The sequence below is a fragment of the Westiellopsis prolifica IICB1 genome, assembly GCF_004323185.1.
GTDB classification, from domain to species: domain Bacteria; phylum Cyanobacteriota; class Cyanobacteriia; order Cyanobacteriales; family Nostocaceae; genus Pelatocladus; species Pelatocladus prolificus_A.
In genome coordinates, this window is record NZ_NAPS01000002.1 from 1,551,504 (window position 1) to 1,567,073 (window position 15,570).

Consider the following 15,570-nt stretch of genomic DNA (forward strand, 5'->3'; position numbering starts at 1 on the left):
AACTAACAACAAATAAAATGTTTAAACCTCAACCCATTGAACCTACCCCTGGACAAGAATCAGTCTGGGATTATCCCCGTCCTCCTCGCCTTGAGGAAACAAATAAGCATATCCAAATAATATTTAATGGTGTGACTATTGCTGACACTCGCAACGCCAAGCGTGTCTTAGAAACTAGTCATCCACCTTCTTACTACATCCCTCCAGAAGATATCAAAATGGAATATTTAATCCAATCACCAAAATCTGGATTTTGTGAGTGGAAAGGAAGTGCTGGTTACTACACAATTCGTGTCGGCGATAAAGAAGTAGAAAATGCTGCTTGGTTTTATCCAAATCCTACACCTGGTTTTGCATCCCTGGAAAATCATGTAGGTTTTTACGCTCAATTTATGGATGCTTGTTATGTAGATGGTGAAAAAGTACAGCCACAACCAGGTAATTTTTATGGTGGCTGGATTACGAGTGATATTGTTGGGCCTTTCAAAGGTATTCCTGGTAGTTGGGGATGGTGAGAAATAATAAATATTAGACATTTGGTGAAATTGATTATGCGTAGAGACGCGTTCGCTTTTAGCGTTCCCGCAGGGTAATTTCACGTCTCTACATCATTCTGAAATGTCTGTCAAATTTGCTATAGGGGCGTACAACTATATACCCCTAATTATGTATTTGTATCATTCATGAAGTGATATTATATAACTCAATTTTTATGAGCTAAAACTTGCGGTTCAAATATTAAATATGTCCCTCCTAAACCTTCAACAATCGTCCGAGTATTAGCAGTTAACATTTTTTGGTAAGTATCTCCATATTTACCTGGGTTACCCAAATTTTCTGCCAAAAGTTGCCTTTCTGCAACTTGTACTTGTGCTTGTTTGGCAACTTTATTAATAACATTAGAGTTAGTTGTGCTGTCTACAAAAATTGTTGGTACTGTTGCTCTTCTGATTTCTCGAACTACCGCTTTAATTCTTACAGGTGTAGGTTTAACATTATTAATTCTTTCCAAAGCGCTTATAGATTGAAGATTATAGGCTTTTGTATAATAAATCATCGCACCATCATTAGTTGCAATCAATTTACGGTTTGTAGCAGGAATACTATCAATACGTAACTTAATCCATACATCTAACTGGTTTAATTGTTTTTTAACTTTTTGTGTATTTTTTCCATATAATGAAGCATTTTCTGGTACGGCTTTACTTAAGTTAGTGCTAATGACCTCTGCCATCTTGATACCATTTTTCGGATGATGCCAAACATAAGGATTGGATACTAACTTGCCATTTTTTCTATACTGCAATGGTTTGGGAACTGCACGTTGAGCAACTGCTATTTTAGCTGCGCCGTTTTTACTGGTTCTGATTAATTTGAATAAACTTGTTGGTTCAAAGTTATATCCATTAAAAAAAACTATTTTTGCTTGTTCTATGGCTTGGCGATCGCTTAGTTTTGGTTGATAGCGATTAGGAGCGACACCAGGAGAAATTAAGCAAGTCAGATTAACTGTATTTTCAGCTATCTGTTTTACTAAGTCACAAATGACACTATTAGTCGCAACAACTTTAGGTAGATTCTTGTTTGATTCACCTGAAGATTCAGTGGTTGTAGCAGGGGAATTAAACAAATTACTCACAGAATTACACCCAAAAAGTGCAATAGTGAAGGCAAAACAGATCATACGTAGAGATTGAGGTAATAGTATTTTTTTTAACATAAATTATGATTGGCAGTTAATCATAGCTGTTCTGAAATGGGATCTTTCAAGTAATTAGCTTAAATAATATACAGTCTTGTCGTCAGGACAAACAGCTGTTTCCCACTACAAATAATAGTCAAACAATTTTGGATTTTAGATTTTGGAAAATGGAAATAACTATAATCAGAGCTACAATTAGTTATTTTTGTTGGTTGTTGTTACCGTAGGTAGCCGAGTAAAGCGTACTATGGAAAAATTATTGACAACGAACTACCAACCATCAACTACAAACCACCAACCATCTAGAATTACATTGTTCCTATGGCTTCTACATATTCCTTTGATACAGTAAGTGATTTTGACAGACAAGAGTTGGTTAACGCTGTTGATCAAACTGCACGAGACATTAAAAGCCGTTACGACCTCAAAGATACTCAAACAACAATAGAATTGAGTGAAGAAAGTATCATCATCAACACCGATAGTGAGTTCACCTTAGAATCTGTACATAATATCTTGCGAGAAAAGGCTGCCAAGCGTAATCTTTCTCAAAAAATCTTTGATTTTGGTAAAGTTGAATCAGCTAGTGGAAACCGTGTTCGTCAAGAAATCAAACTCAAAAAAGGTATCACTCAAGAAATTGCCAAGCAAATTTCTAAGTTAATTCGTGATGAATTTAAAAAGGTGCAAGCTTCAATACAAGGTGATGCTGTGCGTGTCAGCGCTAAAAGTAAAGATGAATTGCAAACCGTCATTCAACGTTTAAAACAAGAAGACTTTCCTGTGGCTTTGCAATTTACCAATTATCGGTAAATTTAGTTAGTTGTTAGTTGTTAGTTGTGAGGAAAATCAACCAACAACCAACAACCAACTAGAGATTATATTTATTTCCGAGAACCGATACTTGCTTGAAAAGCAGGACGTTCAGACAGCCGTTTCATGTAGGTGAACACACCTGGATAAGAACTGAGGTCTAGCTTAAGCATCATTGGAATATAAGCTAAGATAGAACCCACTGCAACATCAGCAACTGTAAACCCACCACCCAATAAAAATAGTTGACGTTGGAGAATGTCATTCAGGGGAGCCATTAAACGAGGCATTTCTCGTTCACGATTAGCTTCTACAAATATCCCTGTAGCCAAGGTGGAATTACTAAACAATATCCACTGGGCAATTTTTGCCCTTTCTTCTGGAGAGTGCTGGGTTTTACCATACTTTTCATCTAGATAAAGTAATATTGCTCCCGATTCCCACAGTTGCAAATCACCATCAGTAATTGCTGGTACTTTCCCCATTGGGTTAATTGCTAAATATGTTGGTTGACGATGTTCTCCAGCCTGCATGTCTAGCATGACATATTCGTAGGGAAGCCCTAACTCCTCAAGATACCATTGAACAATTGAAGCGCGACTACGAGCGCCACCGTAAAGTTTAAGCATAGATGATGTTAATTTTTGGTCAAGTGTCAAGTGTCAAGGGTCAAATGTCAAGGGTCAAGGGTCAAAGGTCAAGGGTCAAGTGTCAAGTGTCAAGTGTCAAGTGTCATTAGGTATTGGAAAGAGACTTGTTAAATAATTCTCCCTTGTCCCCCTTGTCCCCCGCTCCCCGCTCCCCGCTCCCCGATCCCCATCAAAGAATCTTATGAGTGTGAGAGTGCTGTTTGACGTTGTCTTCTTTGGTGACAACTCGAGCTGCGTTCAGTACGCGTTTGCGTTCGGTAGAATATTGAAAATCTGTGTAGGTAGTGCCGATGGGAATCAAGGATTTTGCATTTTCCTTGCGCTTGTAGGTGCGAGCAGCTGCAATAGTGCGTTGCAAAAATTCATCACTAAACTGAGCTGTTTGGGGAAAATTAGTTGGTTTTTGTAGTGTATCACCATCCACAATATTTCCTAAAGTTGTGGCATAAGCAAGTTTGTAGGAAGTGGGAATTCCTTTGACAAGGGCTTCTAAAGCGGCTGAGGGAATAGGTTCGATGACTTCGACTTGATGAACTTCTCCGTCTTCTTTGACAAAACAGGTAGCTAAACCGATGACGATGTAATCCTCGGTTGTGAGATCAGGTGCATTAGGATAAGAAGTTGCTGTTGGCATAAGAAATTGTTTGCAAAACAATAGATTCAATTAAAAAATCTGAAGGATTTGTTGGCATTCTAGCAAGTTGTTGCTCCTGCCACTTGACTAGTCTGCTGGATTAATATTTGCTGTTTTCTGGAATTGAACTTGAGGATGAAGTATCTACTCTTAAATTCAAGGCTTAATTTAAATATGAAGTTACTCATCGTGTATTGGTGGGTAATATTCATATATGGTGTTTATATATGTACTCATAGACACCTTAGTAAGTGACACAGGGGCAGAACCACAACCACTGCAAAAATTATAAGTTGATTCACAGAGCCAGCAGCTCAGGCAGGAAGATATGAACAGCCACTCATTTTTAGCATCTGGTGAACAGCAAAATCACAGATACACAAACGTGTTAAAAACTACCAATAATCTTCAGCAACGAGAAAATAACGGTAGCGGCGAATCTGCTTGCGGTGACGGCTACTTACGCTCTTGTGCTTTGAAGTCAGCCCAACAAGGAGACTATTGTGAAGCGATCGCACTGTTGAGTCAATTAATCAACCGTCACCCCCAAAATGCGATTGATTACAACAACCGCGGATTAATTTATTTTCAATGCGGTGAAAGCCAAAAAGCTTTTTGCGATTACAATACGGCTTTGCAGCTCAATCCGAAATTGGTTAGCGCTTATAATAATCGAGCTAATTACTATGCTGCTCGTGGGGAATTAGTAGCTGCGATCGCTGACTATGATCAGGCCCTAGACTTGAATCCTAGTTATGTTCGAGCATGGTTGAATAGAGGTATTACTTTGCGCGATTTGGGACAATACGAAGAGGCGATTGATAATTTTGAGGTAGCACTGCTGTTCGATCAACTAGAAAGTCGTATTTTCGCAGAACGCGGTCGAACTTATCATCTTTGGGGCGACTGGAATTGTGCGATCGCTGATTATCGTCGTGCTTTACTTTTACTACCCTCTGGGAACACCGAGGAGGAAATCCCCGGTTGGCGCTTGCGTTTACAAGTTGAAAACTGGTTTAATGAGTTAACCGAAACTCAGTGAACAGTTATCAGTGAACAGTGAATAGTCAGAAAAACTGTAGAAAAGCATCTAGCCCTAAATTAAAATTTGGGCTTAAAGCTAAAGTCGGTTCAAAACCGACTAGTTAAGTTTTTAACGCATTTTCATGGATTTAAGCTTTGAGCCGAAAACTTATTTTACCGCTGACTGCATCTAAACGGTAGGGATAGAAAAGCTAATAGCTAATAGATGATAACTAGATAGCTTCTAATACAGAAAAATTAGCTATTAACTATTAGCTGTTAACTGTTTTTTGATATACCAGATATTTATACACAGGTTATTAGTAATAAACCTAAAGAATCTAAATTTCAAGTCACAACTCCACTTAAGGAGAAGATTCTACTTGTTCAACTTCTACCGCTTTCGGCTTAATAAGCATGATTTGACGCTGATTGGGGTCAAAGCGGTATCCTTGCTCTTGCATAATGCTTTTAGCTTGGCGCGGATCAAAGTTACGGCTAAACTCTGTATTCAAGCTGTTGACTCGTGCTTCCAATTGCCTGACTTCTGTGCTAATTTCTTGTAACTTGGCTTGCCGTGACCAGTGATATGGCAGAAGTTGTATCAATGCAGATACGGCTGCTGCTGAAATTACAATATTCACCCCGATCTTTGCTGTTGTTTCCAAGGCCATCACTTGGTAAGAACGTTGGCGCAGATGGCGTTTTGGTCGAGGAACAACTTGACGTTTTGGTGTTGGTTGTAGCGGGGGTCTGGACGGTTGAATCGCATTCATAGTATGTAAAAGAACCTCGCTGATGAAATTGATGCTGTAAACAATGCTCCAGCCCTGTTTACGGCCTTATTTAGCTGTCATATTACTTCATTTTTTGGAAATTGCTACACGTGTGCAGCTAGTTAAAAATAAACCTGACGTACGTACGTATTTGCAGATTAAGTCTAAACGGTACTAAACCGCAAGTTTTCAGCAAATGCACTCCGTATAGTCAGGTTGATTGGCTTTTATATCGAATTTGAAAACACGTAATCGAATTTGGCATCCCCAACATGGGCTTTTGGTTGTGCAAACTATACAACAATTCGGAATTAGGAGGGCGGAATTCGGAATAATCATTCATTCCGAATTGCCAACCGCCAATTCCGACTTGTTTTGGTTAACTCAATCGTTTATTTGTAAAGTTCTGTTGCTAACCGCCAAGCCAGAAATCCTGGGAGCAGTGCCACAACCAGAGCGATGTAGACTTGAGTATCAGTCATGGTTTCAAACCTCCTAATCTCAACAAAATTTGATCAGTTCGTTTACTACTTTTCCTTGTTTTGCCAAGATTGGGGAATAGGTTGTTACAAGATGAAACAAATTAGTCAATGATCAAGGGTTGAGAGTCAAGTTTTTCTAAAAAATTTATATAAATATGGCATTTTATCTGGGTATTGACTTTGGGACATCTGGCGCACGAGGTGTGGTGATTGATCAAGTAGGGATTGTGCAGCAACAGGTACGTTACCCGTTTGAGATGTCCCCTAACGTTGATTTAGCAAATATTTGGCAGACGGCTTTATTTAGCCTGCTAGAGCAAATTTCTGGGGAATGGCGACGAGAAATTCAGGCGATCGCCATCAATGGCACTTCTTCGACTGTCTTATTATGTGATGCTAGGGGTAATCCTGTAGATGCGCCTTTGTTATACAACGATGGACGAGGTGGTGTAGTCATGGATAAGTTAAAGAGTGCAGCACCCCCAAATCATACTGTTTTAAGCGCAACTTCAAGCCTTGCTAAACTTTTGTGGATGTCACAGCAAGCTTTTTTCGCGCAAGCTAAATATTTTCTACATCAGGCAGATTGGCTAGCATTTCTGTTGCATGGACAATTAGGTATTAGCGATTACCATAACGCTTTAAAACTGGGTTATGACGTAGAAGCTTTGCAATATCCACAATGGCTAGATAAACTGCAAATTTCTATTCATCTACCAAAAGTAGTAACTCCTGGTAGTCCGATTGGTGAGTTACATCCAGATATTACTGCTAAGTACAATTTCCCCAAAAATTGCTTGGTGTGTGCTGGTACGACAGATAGTATTGCAGCATTTCTCGCCAGTGGTGCAGAGTTACCAGGGGAAGCGGTAACTTCTCTTGGTTCTACATTGGTGCTAAAACTTTTAAGCTGTACCCGCGTAGAAGATTCCAGATATGGTATTTACAGCCATAGATTTCCTTCCTTAAAAAAGGGAGAGACAAAAGAGGATTTATGGCTAACTGGGGGCGCTTCTAATACTGGTGGTGCTGTGCTGCGGCAATTTTTTACTAACACCGAATTAGAAAATCTTAGCCAGGAAATTGATGCTAGTAAAGCAAGTACTTTAGATTATTATCCCTTGTTGAAACCAGGCGATCGCTTTCCGATTAACGACCCTAACTTACAACCACGATTAGAACCACGTCCAGATCATCCAGTGGAATTTCTCCATGGGTTATTAGAAAGTATTGCCCGAATCGAGGCACACGGATATGAGTTATTGCAACAATTGGGAGCAGATAAGTTAATTCGTGTTTATACTGCTGGTGGTGGTGCAGCCAATAACACTTGGACAGCAATTAGAGGACGGTATTTACAAGTTCCAATGCTGCGTTCTGTAAATACAGAGGCGGCGTATGGAACAGCTTTACTGGCAATGCGAGGAATGAGAGAATGAAGTAATTTTCACTAATCTTCACTTGCAGGAGAAATCATCGAACCACTAGCTTCAAGTTGAGAATCCAACTGGACTTGTTCCACTGACGCTTCCATACTGGCATCAGTTACATCAGGAAGATATGTACCAAACAGTTTGTCATAGTTGGATGCAACTGCTAAAAATGCTCCACCCAAAATATAAATGGGTAGCGGTAATTGCAATCCTTTTACCCAGTCAAATAATTGTGCGATCGCAAACAACACTACAAAGCAAACGAGCCAAACTCTCATCTTCCCATCCCCTAAGTTCAAATTTTTCTACCAATTGTAACGAAACAGGTGCGTTAACGAAATAACACACCCTACTGGCGTGTCTAGACTAAAATGTTGCAATAAATCTCTGATTCTATCTCTGTGTTCTCTGCGCCTCTGCGGTTTATTAATGCACTATTTTAGCCTTGACCGAAGAAAGGCACTTATGCTGAGGGCAGAAGGCAGAAGGTTTAAGAAAAAATTTATACCAAAAAATTCAGTCCTCTTCATTCTGCCATTTGGTTTCAAGCCCCCGAATTTATTCGTGGAAAAGATAATAAGATTTGTATCAAGATGCGTAGCACAAGATACAAGGCGTCCTTGTTAGAAACCCCTAAATTTATTTATGGGGTTCCCTTCAGCATAAGTGCCTTCTTCCTTCTGCCTTCTCATACGCCACTACCGAATCTATCAGACCTTTGCTTTTACCTTTCCGCTTTCTAATTAAGCAAGAGTCCGGCGTAATCTGGGTTGAATAACCAGCAAAGCGACGAGAGCAAAACCCAACAATACAGTTAAAGCGCTACCAAAGGTAACGTCACCCCAAAAAGCGTGCATCACTACGCTACTTAAACCCCAATCTTGATGGGTATAAAGATAACGAATTGGTTCAATAGCATAGCTCAGAGGATTCAGGGTAGCAATAATTTGCAACCAGTGGGGCATAAATGATAATGGAGCCAGAGCAGTACTAGCAAATAATAGCGGTAGGTTGGCAACAAAAATTACTGCTATTAGTTCAATGTGTCCGGTTAGGGTAAAAGCTAAACCTAAACTCAGAGCTGTTACACCCAAAGCGAGGAGAAAGACAATTACAGCAATAGTAGCCAAACCAGCAATATCTGGTACTCCTGCACCTAGAAATCCTGCGGCTGCCACAATCACGGCTGCTTGTAGTAAACTTTGGCTAATGATAAAGATTGCTGAAGCCAAGACAATTGAATATCTTGATGCTAAAGGAGCTACTAACAACCGATTCAAAAAGCCAAATTCACGGTCAAACATGACTGGTAAACCAGCATTTAGCGCTCCACCAAAGGCAGTAAAAACAATAATACCAGCACTGAGAAATTGGGCGTAATTTGTCGTACTGCCAAAAATTCCTTTAGGTGCGTTTTGAAATAAAGCGCCAAATAGCACTAACCACATTACAGGTTGAATAATACCTGCTAGTAAGGTAGAAGGACGCCGTTGCAGTTGAATAAACAAGCGACGTGTCAAAGCTAAAGTTTCTTGAACTAACTCACCAAAAAAATTAGGAGTTGTATCAGTGTGAACTTGTGGTGCAGCCACTTGCTGCCATTTGATATCTGATTTGGGGGGTATAACAGTACCACTCATATCAATTTTGGATTTTAGATTTTGGATTTTGGATTGGAAATTGTTAGTGGTTAGTAAAACAACAAACAACAAACCACAAAACTTATCTCATATTCTGCTTTTTCTCTGCTTTGAGGTCACGATTTCCCAAAGCTGCTAGTTCTGCATCCATGAGGGTGCGTCCTGTGGCAGCGAGATAAACATCGTCTAAACTAGGACGAGATTGAGAAATACCAAACACAGGTAGTCCAACATGGTTTAGGGATTGCTGGATAGTAATCAAAGCATCATTTTGTGGTGTAACCACCAAGTTGAGAGAATTTCCTTGAGCGTTGTTGATGATAACTTCTTGTACAAATGACAAGGGTTCAAGTAAATTTTTGGCTTTTTCTGCTTCTTCTGGGGGTGTAAATTCGCGGATACGCAGGGTGATGCGATCGCCTCCCACTTGATCTTTTAATTGTGATGGTGTACCACTGGCAATGACTACGCCTTTGTCAATAATCGCGACGCGATCAGCTAAAGCATCTATTTCTTCTAAATAATGGCTGGTGATCACTACACTGGTTCCTGCTTCGCGTAATTTACGCAGGAATTCCCAGACAATAAAACGGCTTTCTATATCTAACCCTACTGTTGGCTCATCTAAAACTAATACATCTGGTGCATGTACTAACCCAGCTGCCAAATCTAGGCGTTTACGTAAACCACCAGAGTATGTACGAGTCTTTTTATCTGCGTATTCCTGCAAACCGAGTAAATCTAGTACCATCTCAACGCGCTGTTTGATCACCGCCGCGTTTAAATGATAAAGTGCCGCTTGCAGTTGTAATAGTTCACGTCCAGTCAACATGGGATCTATAGCTACTTCCTGAGCTACATAACCGAGACGTTTTCTGGTTGCTCTGGGATTATCAATCACGGAAATACCAGATACTTCGATTTTACCAGCATCTGGTGTGGTGAGAGTACACAGAGCGCGCAGGGTAGTGGTTTTTCCTGCTCCGTTGGGGCCAAGTAAACCAAAAATTTCTCCTGGTTCTACCTGAAAGGAAACATCATTGACGGCGACCACCGAACCGTAGCGCTTTTTGAGGTTTTCAATTAAAACGGCGGGAGCCATGACAGGTAATCCCTAAATAACTATACAAATCTCAACAGTGTCTACTCCTATTTTAAGAGTTAGGAGCTAAGACAAACGATGAGAAAAATATTTAATTTTCATTATTGAATACGGAACGGGGAAACGGGGGTTGAGAGAAGGAGGTATTTTATTTATTAAATCAATATGAAACAAATTGAAATGGGAGTATGTAGCACTTAATGTTTACGGATATTCAGAAACATTGGGCGCAGCAATCGATTCTGCAACTGCGATCGCGAAATTTAATTAACGGTTATCCAGATGGCACATTTCGACCGAATGCGTATGTGACTCGTGCAGAATTTGCAGCAATTTTGACTAAGGCTTTTGCAAATATACGATCAATTCGCAGTGCGATCGCTTTCAAGGATGTTGCCAATAGTTTCTGGGCTGCTAGCGTCATTCGTCAAGCTTACCAAACTGGATTTATGTCGGGTTATCCCGATGGAACTTTTCAGCCTAATTCGTTCATATCACGAGTACAAGTTTTGCTGGCGTTGGTAAGTGGTTTGAAATACACCCCCACTACGATATCGACAGCATTTTTAGCAAAATTTTATGATGATGTAGACCAAATTCCCAAGTATGCAGTTGCAGCAATGGTAGCAGCAACTGAAAAAAGTCTGGTTGTCAACTACCCAAATGTCAAACGTCTCAATCCCAACCAAACAATTACTAGGGGAGAAGTTGTAGCAATTATTTGTCAAGCACTAAAGATTCCCGGAGTTCTCCCACAGTATGTACCTAAATTATCTCCGCAGCTTGCGATCCAGTTACTATTTGATGATGCTGATTCTTTTTCTGGAGGCAGGGCAAGAGTAAAAATTGGCGATCAATGGGGCTATATAGATAATACAGGCAAGCAAGTAATTTCACCTCAATTTTACCATGCCAGTTCTTTTAGTAATACTCAAGAACCGCAACTAGCTTTAATCAAAAATCGACGCAATCAAGAATTACCTTTGATCAATTTACCAATTTCCGGAGCGATCGCCGAAACACGAGGAATTTGGATGACCACAACCGATAGCAAGGTACTTTCGTCGAGGGAAAACATCGCCACAGCAATGGAATTTCTCGCCCAAACAGGTTTTAATGTTGTTTTTCCCGTAGTTTGGAATAACGGTTACACCATGTATCCCAGCCAAATTATGCGCTCAAACTTTGGTGTAGAAATAAATCCGCTTTTTGTCGGTAGAGATCCGCTAGCAGAATTAATCACTGAAGCGAAACGGTTCTCCTTGGCGGTGATTCCTTGGTTTGAGTATGGTTTTGCTTGTTCCTATGCTCAAAAAGGTGGACATATTATCAAGAAAAAACCCCAATGGGCAGCCTGTGATTTTAGCGGTAATCTAGTGAACAAGAATGGTTTTGAGTGGATGAATGCTCTAGATACCGAAGTACAGAATTTCTTGCTGTCTCTGGTGTTGGAGGTAGTGAAAAAATATGATATTCAAGGTGTTCAGGGAGATGACCGAATGCCGGCGCTGCCATCGGAAGCAGGGTATGATAGCAAAACTGTGGAACGTTACACCAACCAGTTTAACCAAAATCCGCCACAGAATTCCAAAGATAAAGTATGGCTTGAGTGGCGTGCAGATATTTTGACAAACTTCTTAAATCGCTTCTATCGAGAAATTGTCAACGCCAATCCGAATTTAATCATTTCTTCCTCGCCCAGTATTTTTCCTTGGGGGTTGGAAGAGTATCTTCAGGATTCCCAAACATGGACAGATTGGGGATTAATTGATTTAATTCATCCCCAGTTCTATCGTCGTAGTTTTGCAGATTATAAATATTTAATTGAGCAACTTTTAAGCAAACTTACACCAGTTCAACAGCCTTTATTAGCACCAGGGATTTTGCTCAAAGCTGGTTCTTACCGAATTTCATCAGAATTATTATTACAGAAAATACAATATCATCGCGATCGCGGTATCAAAGGAGAAGTATTATTTTTCTACGAAGGTCTGCGAGAAAATAATGATGAGTTAGCAAAAGCATTGCGGTCTGGTGCTTATGCAAAACCAGTAACTTTTAATACTGCTGCTATCAAAGCACAGGGATTTACTCGCGATCGCCATAGCGTGAGTTACAGTTATATCAATATTTCTGGGACAACAGCTAGCCAGCCCCAATACGATTGGGTTGATGAGTACAGCCAAGGGCTAGCGCGAGTGAGAATGGGCTTTAAGTGGGGCTATATTGATGCATCAGGACAATTGGTTGGTAAATTGCGATTTGATGCCGCAGAGCCTTTTGTCAAAAGCAATCTCGACCCATCAGCGATAGCTTTAGCACTAGTAAAAATCGGTAATAAACATGAATATATTAATACATCAGGTATAACTATCATTCGCAGCGAATATGATGCTGTCACTTCTTTTCAAGAAGGATTGGCAGTAGTAAAAATACTTGATAAGTATGGATACATTAACACTAGTGGCAAAATTGTAATTCAGCCGCAGTTCGATGAGGCCAATCTTTTTTCGCAAGGACTAGCTGCGATTAAGTTAAATGGAGCATATGGTTATATTGACACCACAGGAAAAGTCATAATTCAACCGCAGTTTACACAAGTCAAATCATTTTCCCAAGGATTCGCCGCAGTAGCCAACAATGATAAATGGGGTTATGTAAATCTTAAAGGTGAAACAGCAATTCCTTTACAGTTTGCTATGGCAGAATCCTTTAGTCAAAATTTCGCCGCCGTAGAAATTGGTAATTTGTGGGGTTATATCGATTTAACGGGAAAAATCGCAATTCAACCCACCTTTGATGAGGCTAAATCGTTCCGGGAAGGATTAGCTTTAATCAAGTTAGGTGCTAAATGGGGATACATTAAAAGTCCTTCTACTTAAAAATGGGTGTGGGGGTGTAATACCATTTCACGTTAATAGCGATACATATGAATCTTGTAGAGACGCGTTCGCTTTTAGCGTTCCCGCAGGGTAATTTCGCGTCTCTACACACCTGTATTTGTATCAAGATTTTTGTGAAATGGTATAAGGCTGTAGGGGTGTGGGAGGAGTTCTATTTTCATGTTTAGCGGTGAAACTTATTTCATTGGAACTCTAATACCATTTTACGTTAATCGCGATACACATAAATAATGTAGAGACGTGCCATGGCACGTCTCTACAAAAAAATATGTTTCACTTTTAAAGGAAATTGGTATAAGGCTCTAGGCGATCGCTCTGTTAAAATTAGCTTTGATTACCCCTATGGGGAATAAAGTTTCCAAAAATGAGCTTGAATCTTTAAATAATGCCTCGAAGTAAGCAAAGCAAAATTACTAACCACGAATCTCACCTTCACTGGTCAGCGAACACTGAACTATTGGGATTAGTATTTGAATTAGTACCCAAGACAGATGTTTCGATCGACCCACAGTATACAACCGGATTACACGCTTGGTTTCTCAATCAAGTGCGTGCTGTCGAGCCAGAACTTTCTGCTTATCTCCATGATGGTGAGTCAGAAAAAGCTTTTACAATCTCTGCATTAGATGGAGAATTAGTCAGCAGTGGTAATTTATTAAACATTTTTGCTAATCATACTTACCAGTGGTATGTAACAGCTTTGTCAAAGCGAGTAGTCACATGGTTGGCACAATGGGTAAAAAATCTACCAACAGAAATTGATTTACGTAACGCATCTCTACGGATTCAAGCTTGTCAAATTGCTCACTCTCCTATAACTTATGCTGACTTACTCAACTCTGAACACGAAGACACAATCGCCCTCAAATTCTTAAGTCCGACAAGTTTTCGTCGTAAAGGTCATCACCTACCCTTACCAATGCCGACAAATGTCTTCCACAGTTATCTTCGCCGTTGGAATGACTTTTCTGGTATGCCCGTTGACCAAGAAACATTTTTAGCTTGGGTAGATGAGCATGTTTTGATTACCCGTCACCAACTTGCATCCGCAAAAGTACTAGCAGGAAAAAGAGGTGCTGTGACAGGTTTTACAGGTACAATAGAGTTTAGTTTAACTAAAGAAGCAGCCAAACAACCAGACTTTTATAAACTGTTTTATGCATTAGGGAAACTTGCGCCTTACTGTGGTACTGGTCACAAAACTACTTTTGGATTGGGTCAAACGCGCTTGGGTTGGTCATTACAAGCAACACCAGCAGTATCAAATGTCGAAAGTTTCTTAGCAAAAAGAATTGAAGATTTAACAGATATTTTTAAAGCACAACGCAAGCGCACAGGGGGAGTACGGGCGGAGGAAATAGCGGTAAAATGGGCTACAATTTTGGCAAGGCGGGAAATGGGAGAATCGTTGCAAGTTATAGCCCAGGATATGGAAATGCCCTATGAAACTGTAAAGACTTACGTAAAATTAGCACGACGGGCTTTGTTAAAAGGCTAATAAGCCCAGAGTTTGTTTAGGACTCAGAAATTTGGTTTATATCAGGTTCGGATAATTAGTTATACTTCCCACAGTCATTGTACCCCACCCCCAACCCCTCCCCGCGTGCGGGGAGGGGTGGCGAAGCCGGGGTGGGGTTCAAAGGTAATTATAAGTAATCAAGCGAACCTGATATTACAACTCAGAAATTAGATTTAGGACTCAGAAATTAGATTTAGGACTCAGAAATTAGATTTAGGACTCAGAAATTAGATTTAGGACTCAGAAATTAGATCTAGGACTCAGAAATTAGATTTAGGACTCAGAAATTAGATTTAGGACTCAGAAATTAGATTTAGGACTCAGAAATTAGATTTAGGACTCAGAAATCTGTGGCGAAAACTTGTATCTACGAGTCGCGTTGCTTCTCCTCGTTCCACTTTCACTAAATTTTCCCTGGAAGCAGCAATAGTTACATACAGGGAAATTCCGCTATCAACTGCTGCTAACACCATAGCAGCGGATAGGGTTTTTGTTCCACCAGTGTAATCAGCTAAAATTTTGTCATCGGGTGCTGTTTGTTGAAGTTGGGAAATGCACTGATGAATTTTGAGGTAACATTCTGATAAATCGTCGGGGTTTTGGATGAGAATGAGATCGCGATTTGGTTGAAAGCGATCGCGTAGCGTGCCGGATGGCATATCGCCCAATTCTACCTGTGTGGGAATATTAGGTAATCTTTCGATGATTTCTGTACCGCGTCGCACTTCGCAAGGTGTCCCTTCACCAATAACTTGCGACTTGCTACCTTTGTCACCATCAGATGCAATGAAGATGACTCTCTCTGGTTGCAGGGTGCGAATTGAGGTGACAATCGGTTGGAAGGAACCGCCAACAGTGACGAGGAGAATTTTGGACATGGATAGTGCGTAGTA

Annotated in this window: 15 protein-coding genes; 6 read left to right on the forward strand and 9 right to left on the reverse strand. The window is 40.3% G+C overall.

Annotated features, from left to right (window positions below):
* The first annotated feature begins 17 nt into the window (after positions 1–17).
* Entirely contained in the window at positions 18–515 is a 498-nt protein-coding gene (locus B4U84_RS20985; RefSeq protein ID WP_131120455.1) for a DUF427 domain-containing protein, read from the forward strand.
* A gap of 188 nt (positions 516–703) precedes the next feature.
* Here B4U84_RS20985 and B4U84_RS20990 read toward each other — a convergent pair whose 3' ends face one another.
* On the reverse strand, positions 704–1,720 hold the full coding sequence (locus B4U84_RS20990; protein ID WP_131120456.1) for a metal ABC transporter solute-binding protein, Zn/Mn family: 1,017 nt from the start codon (positions 1,718–1,720) through the stop codon (positions 704–706).
* A gap of 303 nt (positions 1,721–2,023) precedes the next feature.
* On the opposite strand from B4U84_RS20990, the gene B4U84_RS20995 reads away from it, so the two are divergent.
* Positions 2,024–2,515: a YajQ family cyclic di-GMP-binding protein gene (locus tag B4U84_RS20995; protein WP_131120457.1), complete on the forward strand. Its 492-nt coding sequence runs from the start codon at positions 2,024–2,026 to the stop codon at positions 2,513–2,515.
* Between the two features lie 71 nt (positions 2,516–2,586).
* Here the strand turns inward: B4U84_RS20995 and B4U84_RS21000 are convergent, their stop codons facing one another.
* Positions 2,587–3,144, reverse strand: a complete 558-nt coding sequence (locus B4U84_RS21000; protein ID WP_131120458.1) for a glutathione S-transferase family protein — start codon at positions 3,142–3,144, stop codon at positions 2,587–2,589.
* A 190-nt stretch (positions 3,145–3,334) separates the two neighbouring features.
* Positions 3,335–3,799 (reverse strand): hypothetical protein, encoded by a 465-nt coding sequence (locus B4U84_RS21005; protein ID WP_017311104.1) that lies wholly within the window; start codon positions 3,797–3,799, stop codon positions 3,335–3,337.
* A 328-nt stretch (positions 3,800–4,127) separates the two neighbouring features.
* Here B4U84_RS21005 and B4U84_RS21010 point away from each other — a divergent pair, with 328 nt between their 5' ends.
* Positions 4,128–4,841: a tetratricopeptide repeat protein gene (locus B4U84_RS21010; protein WP_131120459.1), complete on the forward strand. Its 714-nt coding sequence runs from the start codon at positions 4,128–4,130 to the stop codon at positions 4,839–4,841.
* 346 nt (positions 4,842–5,187) lie between these two features.
* On the opposite strand, the gene B4U84_RS21015 is transcribed toward B4U84_RS21010, so the two are convergent.
* Together B4U84_RS21015 and psaM are read right to left on the reverse strand one after the other, a co-directional pair.
* Positions 5,188–5,598, reverse strand: coding sequence for a slr1601 family putative cell division protein (locus B4U84_RS21015; protein ID WP_017311106.1), 411 nt, complete (start codon positions 5,596–5,598; stop codon positions 5,188–5,190).
* Between the two features lie 392 nt (positions 5,599–5,990).
* On the reverse strand, positions 5,991–6,080 hold the full coding sequence (gene psaM, locus B4U84_RS21020; protein WP_016861912.1) for a photosystem I reaction center subunit XII: 90 nt from the start codon (positions 6,078–6,080) through the stop codon (positions 5,991–5,993).
* Between the two features lie 155 nt (positions 6,081–6,235).
* Here psaM and B4U84_RS21025 point away from each other — a divergent pair, with 155 nt between their 5' ends.
* Entirely contained in the window at positions 6,236–7,519 is a 1,284-nt protein-coding gene (locus B4U84_RS21025; RefSeq protein WP_131120460.1) for an FGGY-family carbohydrate kinase, read from the forward strand.
* Between the two features lie 11 nt (positions 7,520–7,530).
* Here the strand turns inward: B4U84_RS21025 and B4U84_RS21030 are convergent, their stop codons facing one another.
* From B4U84_RS21030 to B4U84_RS21040, 3 genes are all read right to left on the reverse strand, one after another.
* On the reverse strand, positions 7,531–7,791 hold the full coding sequence (locus tag B4U84_RS21030) for a hypothetical protein (RefSeq protein WP_017311108.1): 261 nt from the start codon (positions 7,789–7,791) through the stop codon (positions 7,531–7,533).
* 465 nt (positions 7,792–8,256) lie between these two features.
* Entirely contained in the window at positions 8,257–9,153 is an 897-nt protein-coding gene (locus B4U84_RS21035; protein ID WP_044452628.1) for an ABC transporter permease, read from the reverse strand.
* A gap of 82 nt (positions 9,154–9,235) precedes the next feature.
* Positions 9,236–10,255: an ABC transporter ATP-binding protein gene (locus tag B4U84_RS21040; protein ID WP_131120461.1), complete on the reverse strand. Its 1,020-nt coding sequence runs from the start codon at positions 10,253–10,255 to the stop codon at positions 9,236–9,238.
* Between the two features lie 200 nt (positions 10,256–10,455).
* Here B4U84_RS21040 and B4U84_RS21045 point away from each other — a divergent pair, with 200 nt between their 5' ends.
* Together B4U84_RS21045 and cas6 are read left to right on the forward strand one after the other, a co-directional pair.
* On the forward strand, positions 10,456–13,137 hold the full coding sequence (locus B4U84_RS21045; protein ID WP_131120462.1) for a WG repeat-containing protein: 2,682 nt from the start codon (positions 10,456–10,458) through the stop codon (positions 13,135–13,137).
* Positions 13,138–13,543: 406 nt separating this feature from the next.
* Positions 13,544–14,656, forward strand: a complete 1,113-nt coding sequence (gene cas6 / locus B4U84_RS21050) for a CRISPR-associated endoribonuclease Cas6 (protein ID WP_017311112.1) — start codon at positions 13,544–13,546, stop codon at positions 14,654–14,656.
* Between the two features lie 341 nt (positions 14,657–14,997).
* Here the strand turns inward: cas6 and B4U84_RS21055 are convergent, their stop codons facing one another.
* Positions 14,998–15,555, reverse strand: a complete 558-nt coding sequence (locus B4U84_RS21055) for a hypothetical protein (RefSeq protein ID WP_131120463.1) — start codon at positions 15,553–15,555, stop codon at positions 14,998–15,000.
* Between the last annotated feature and the right edge of the window lie 15 nt (positions 15,556–15,570).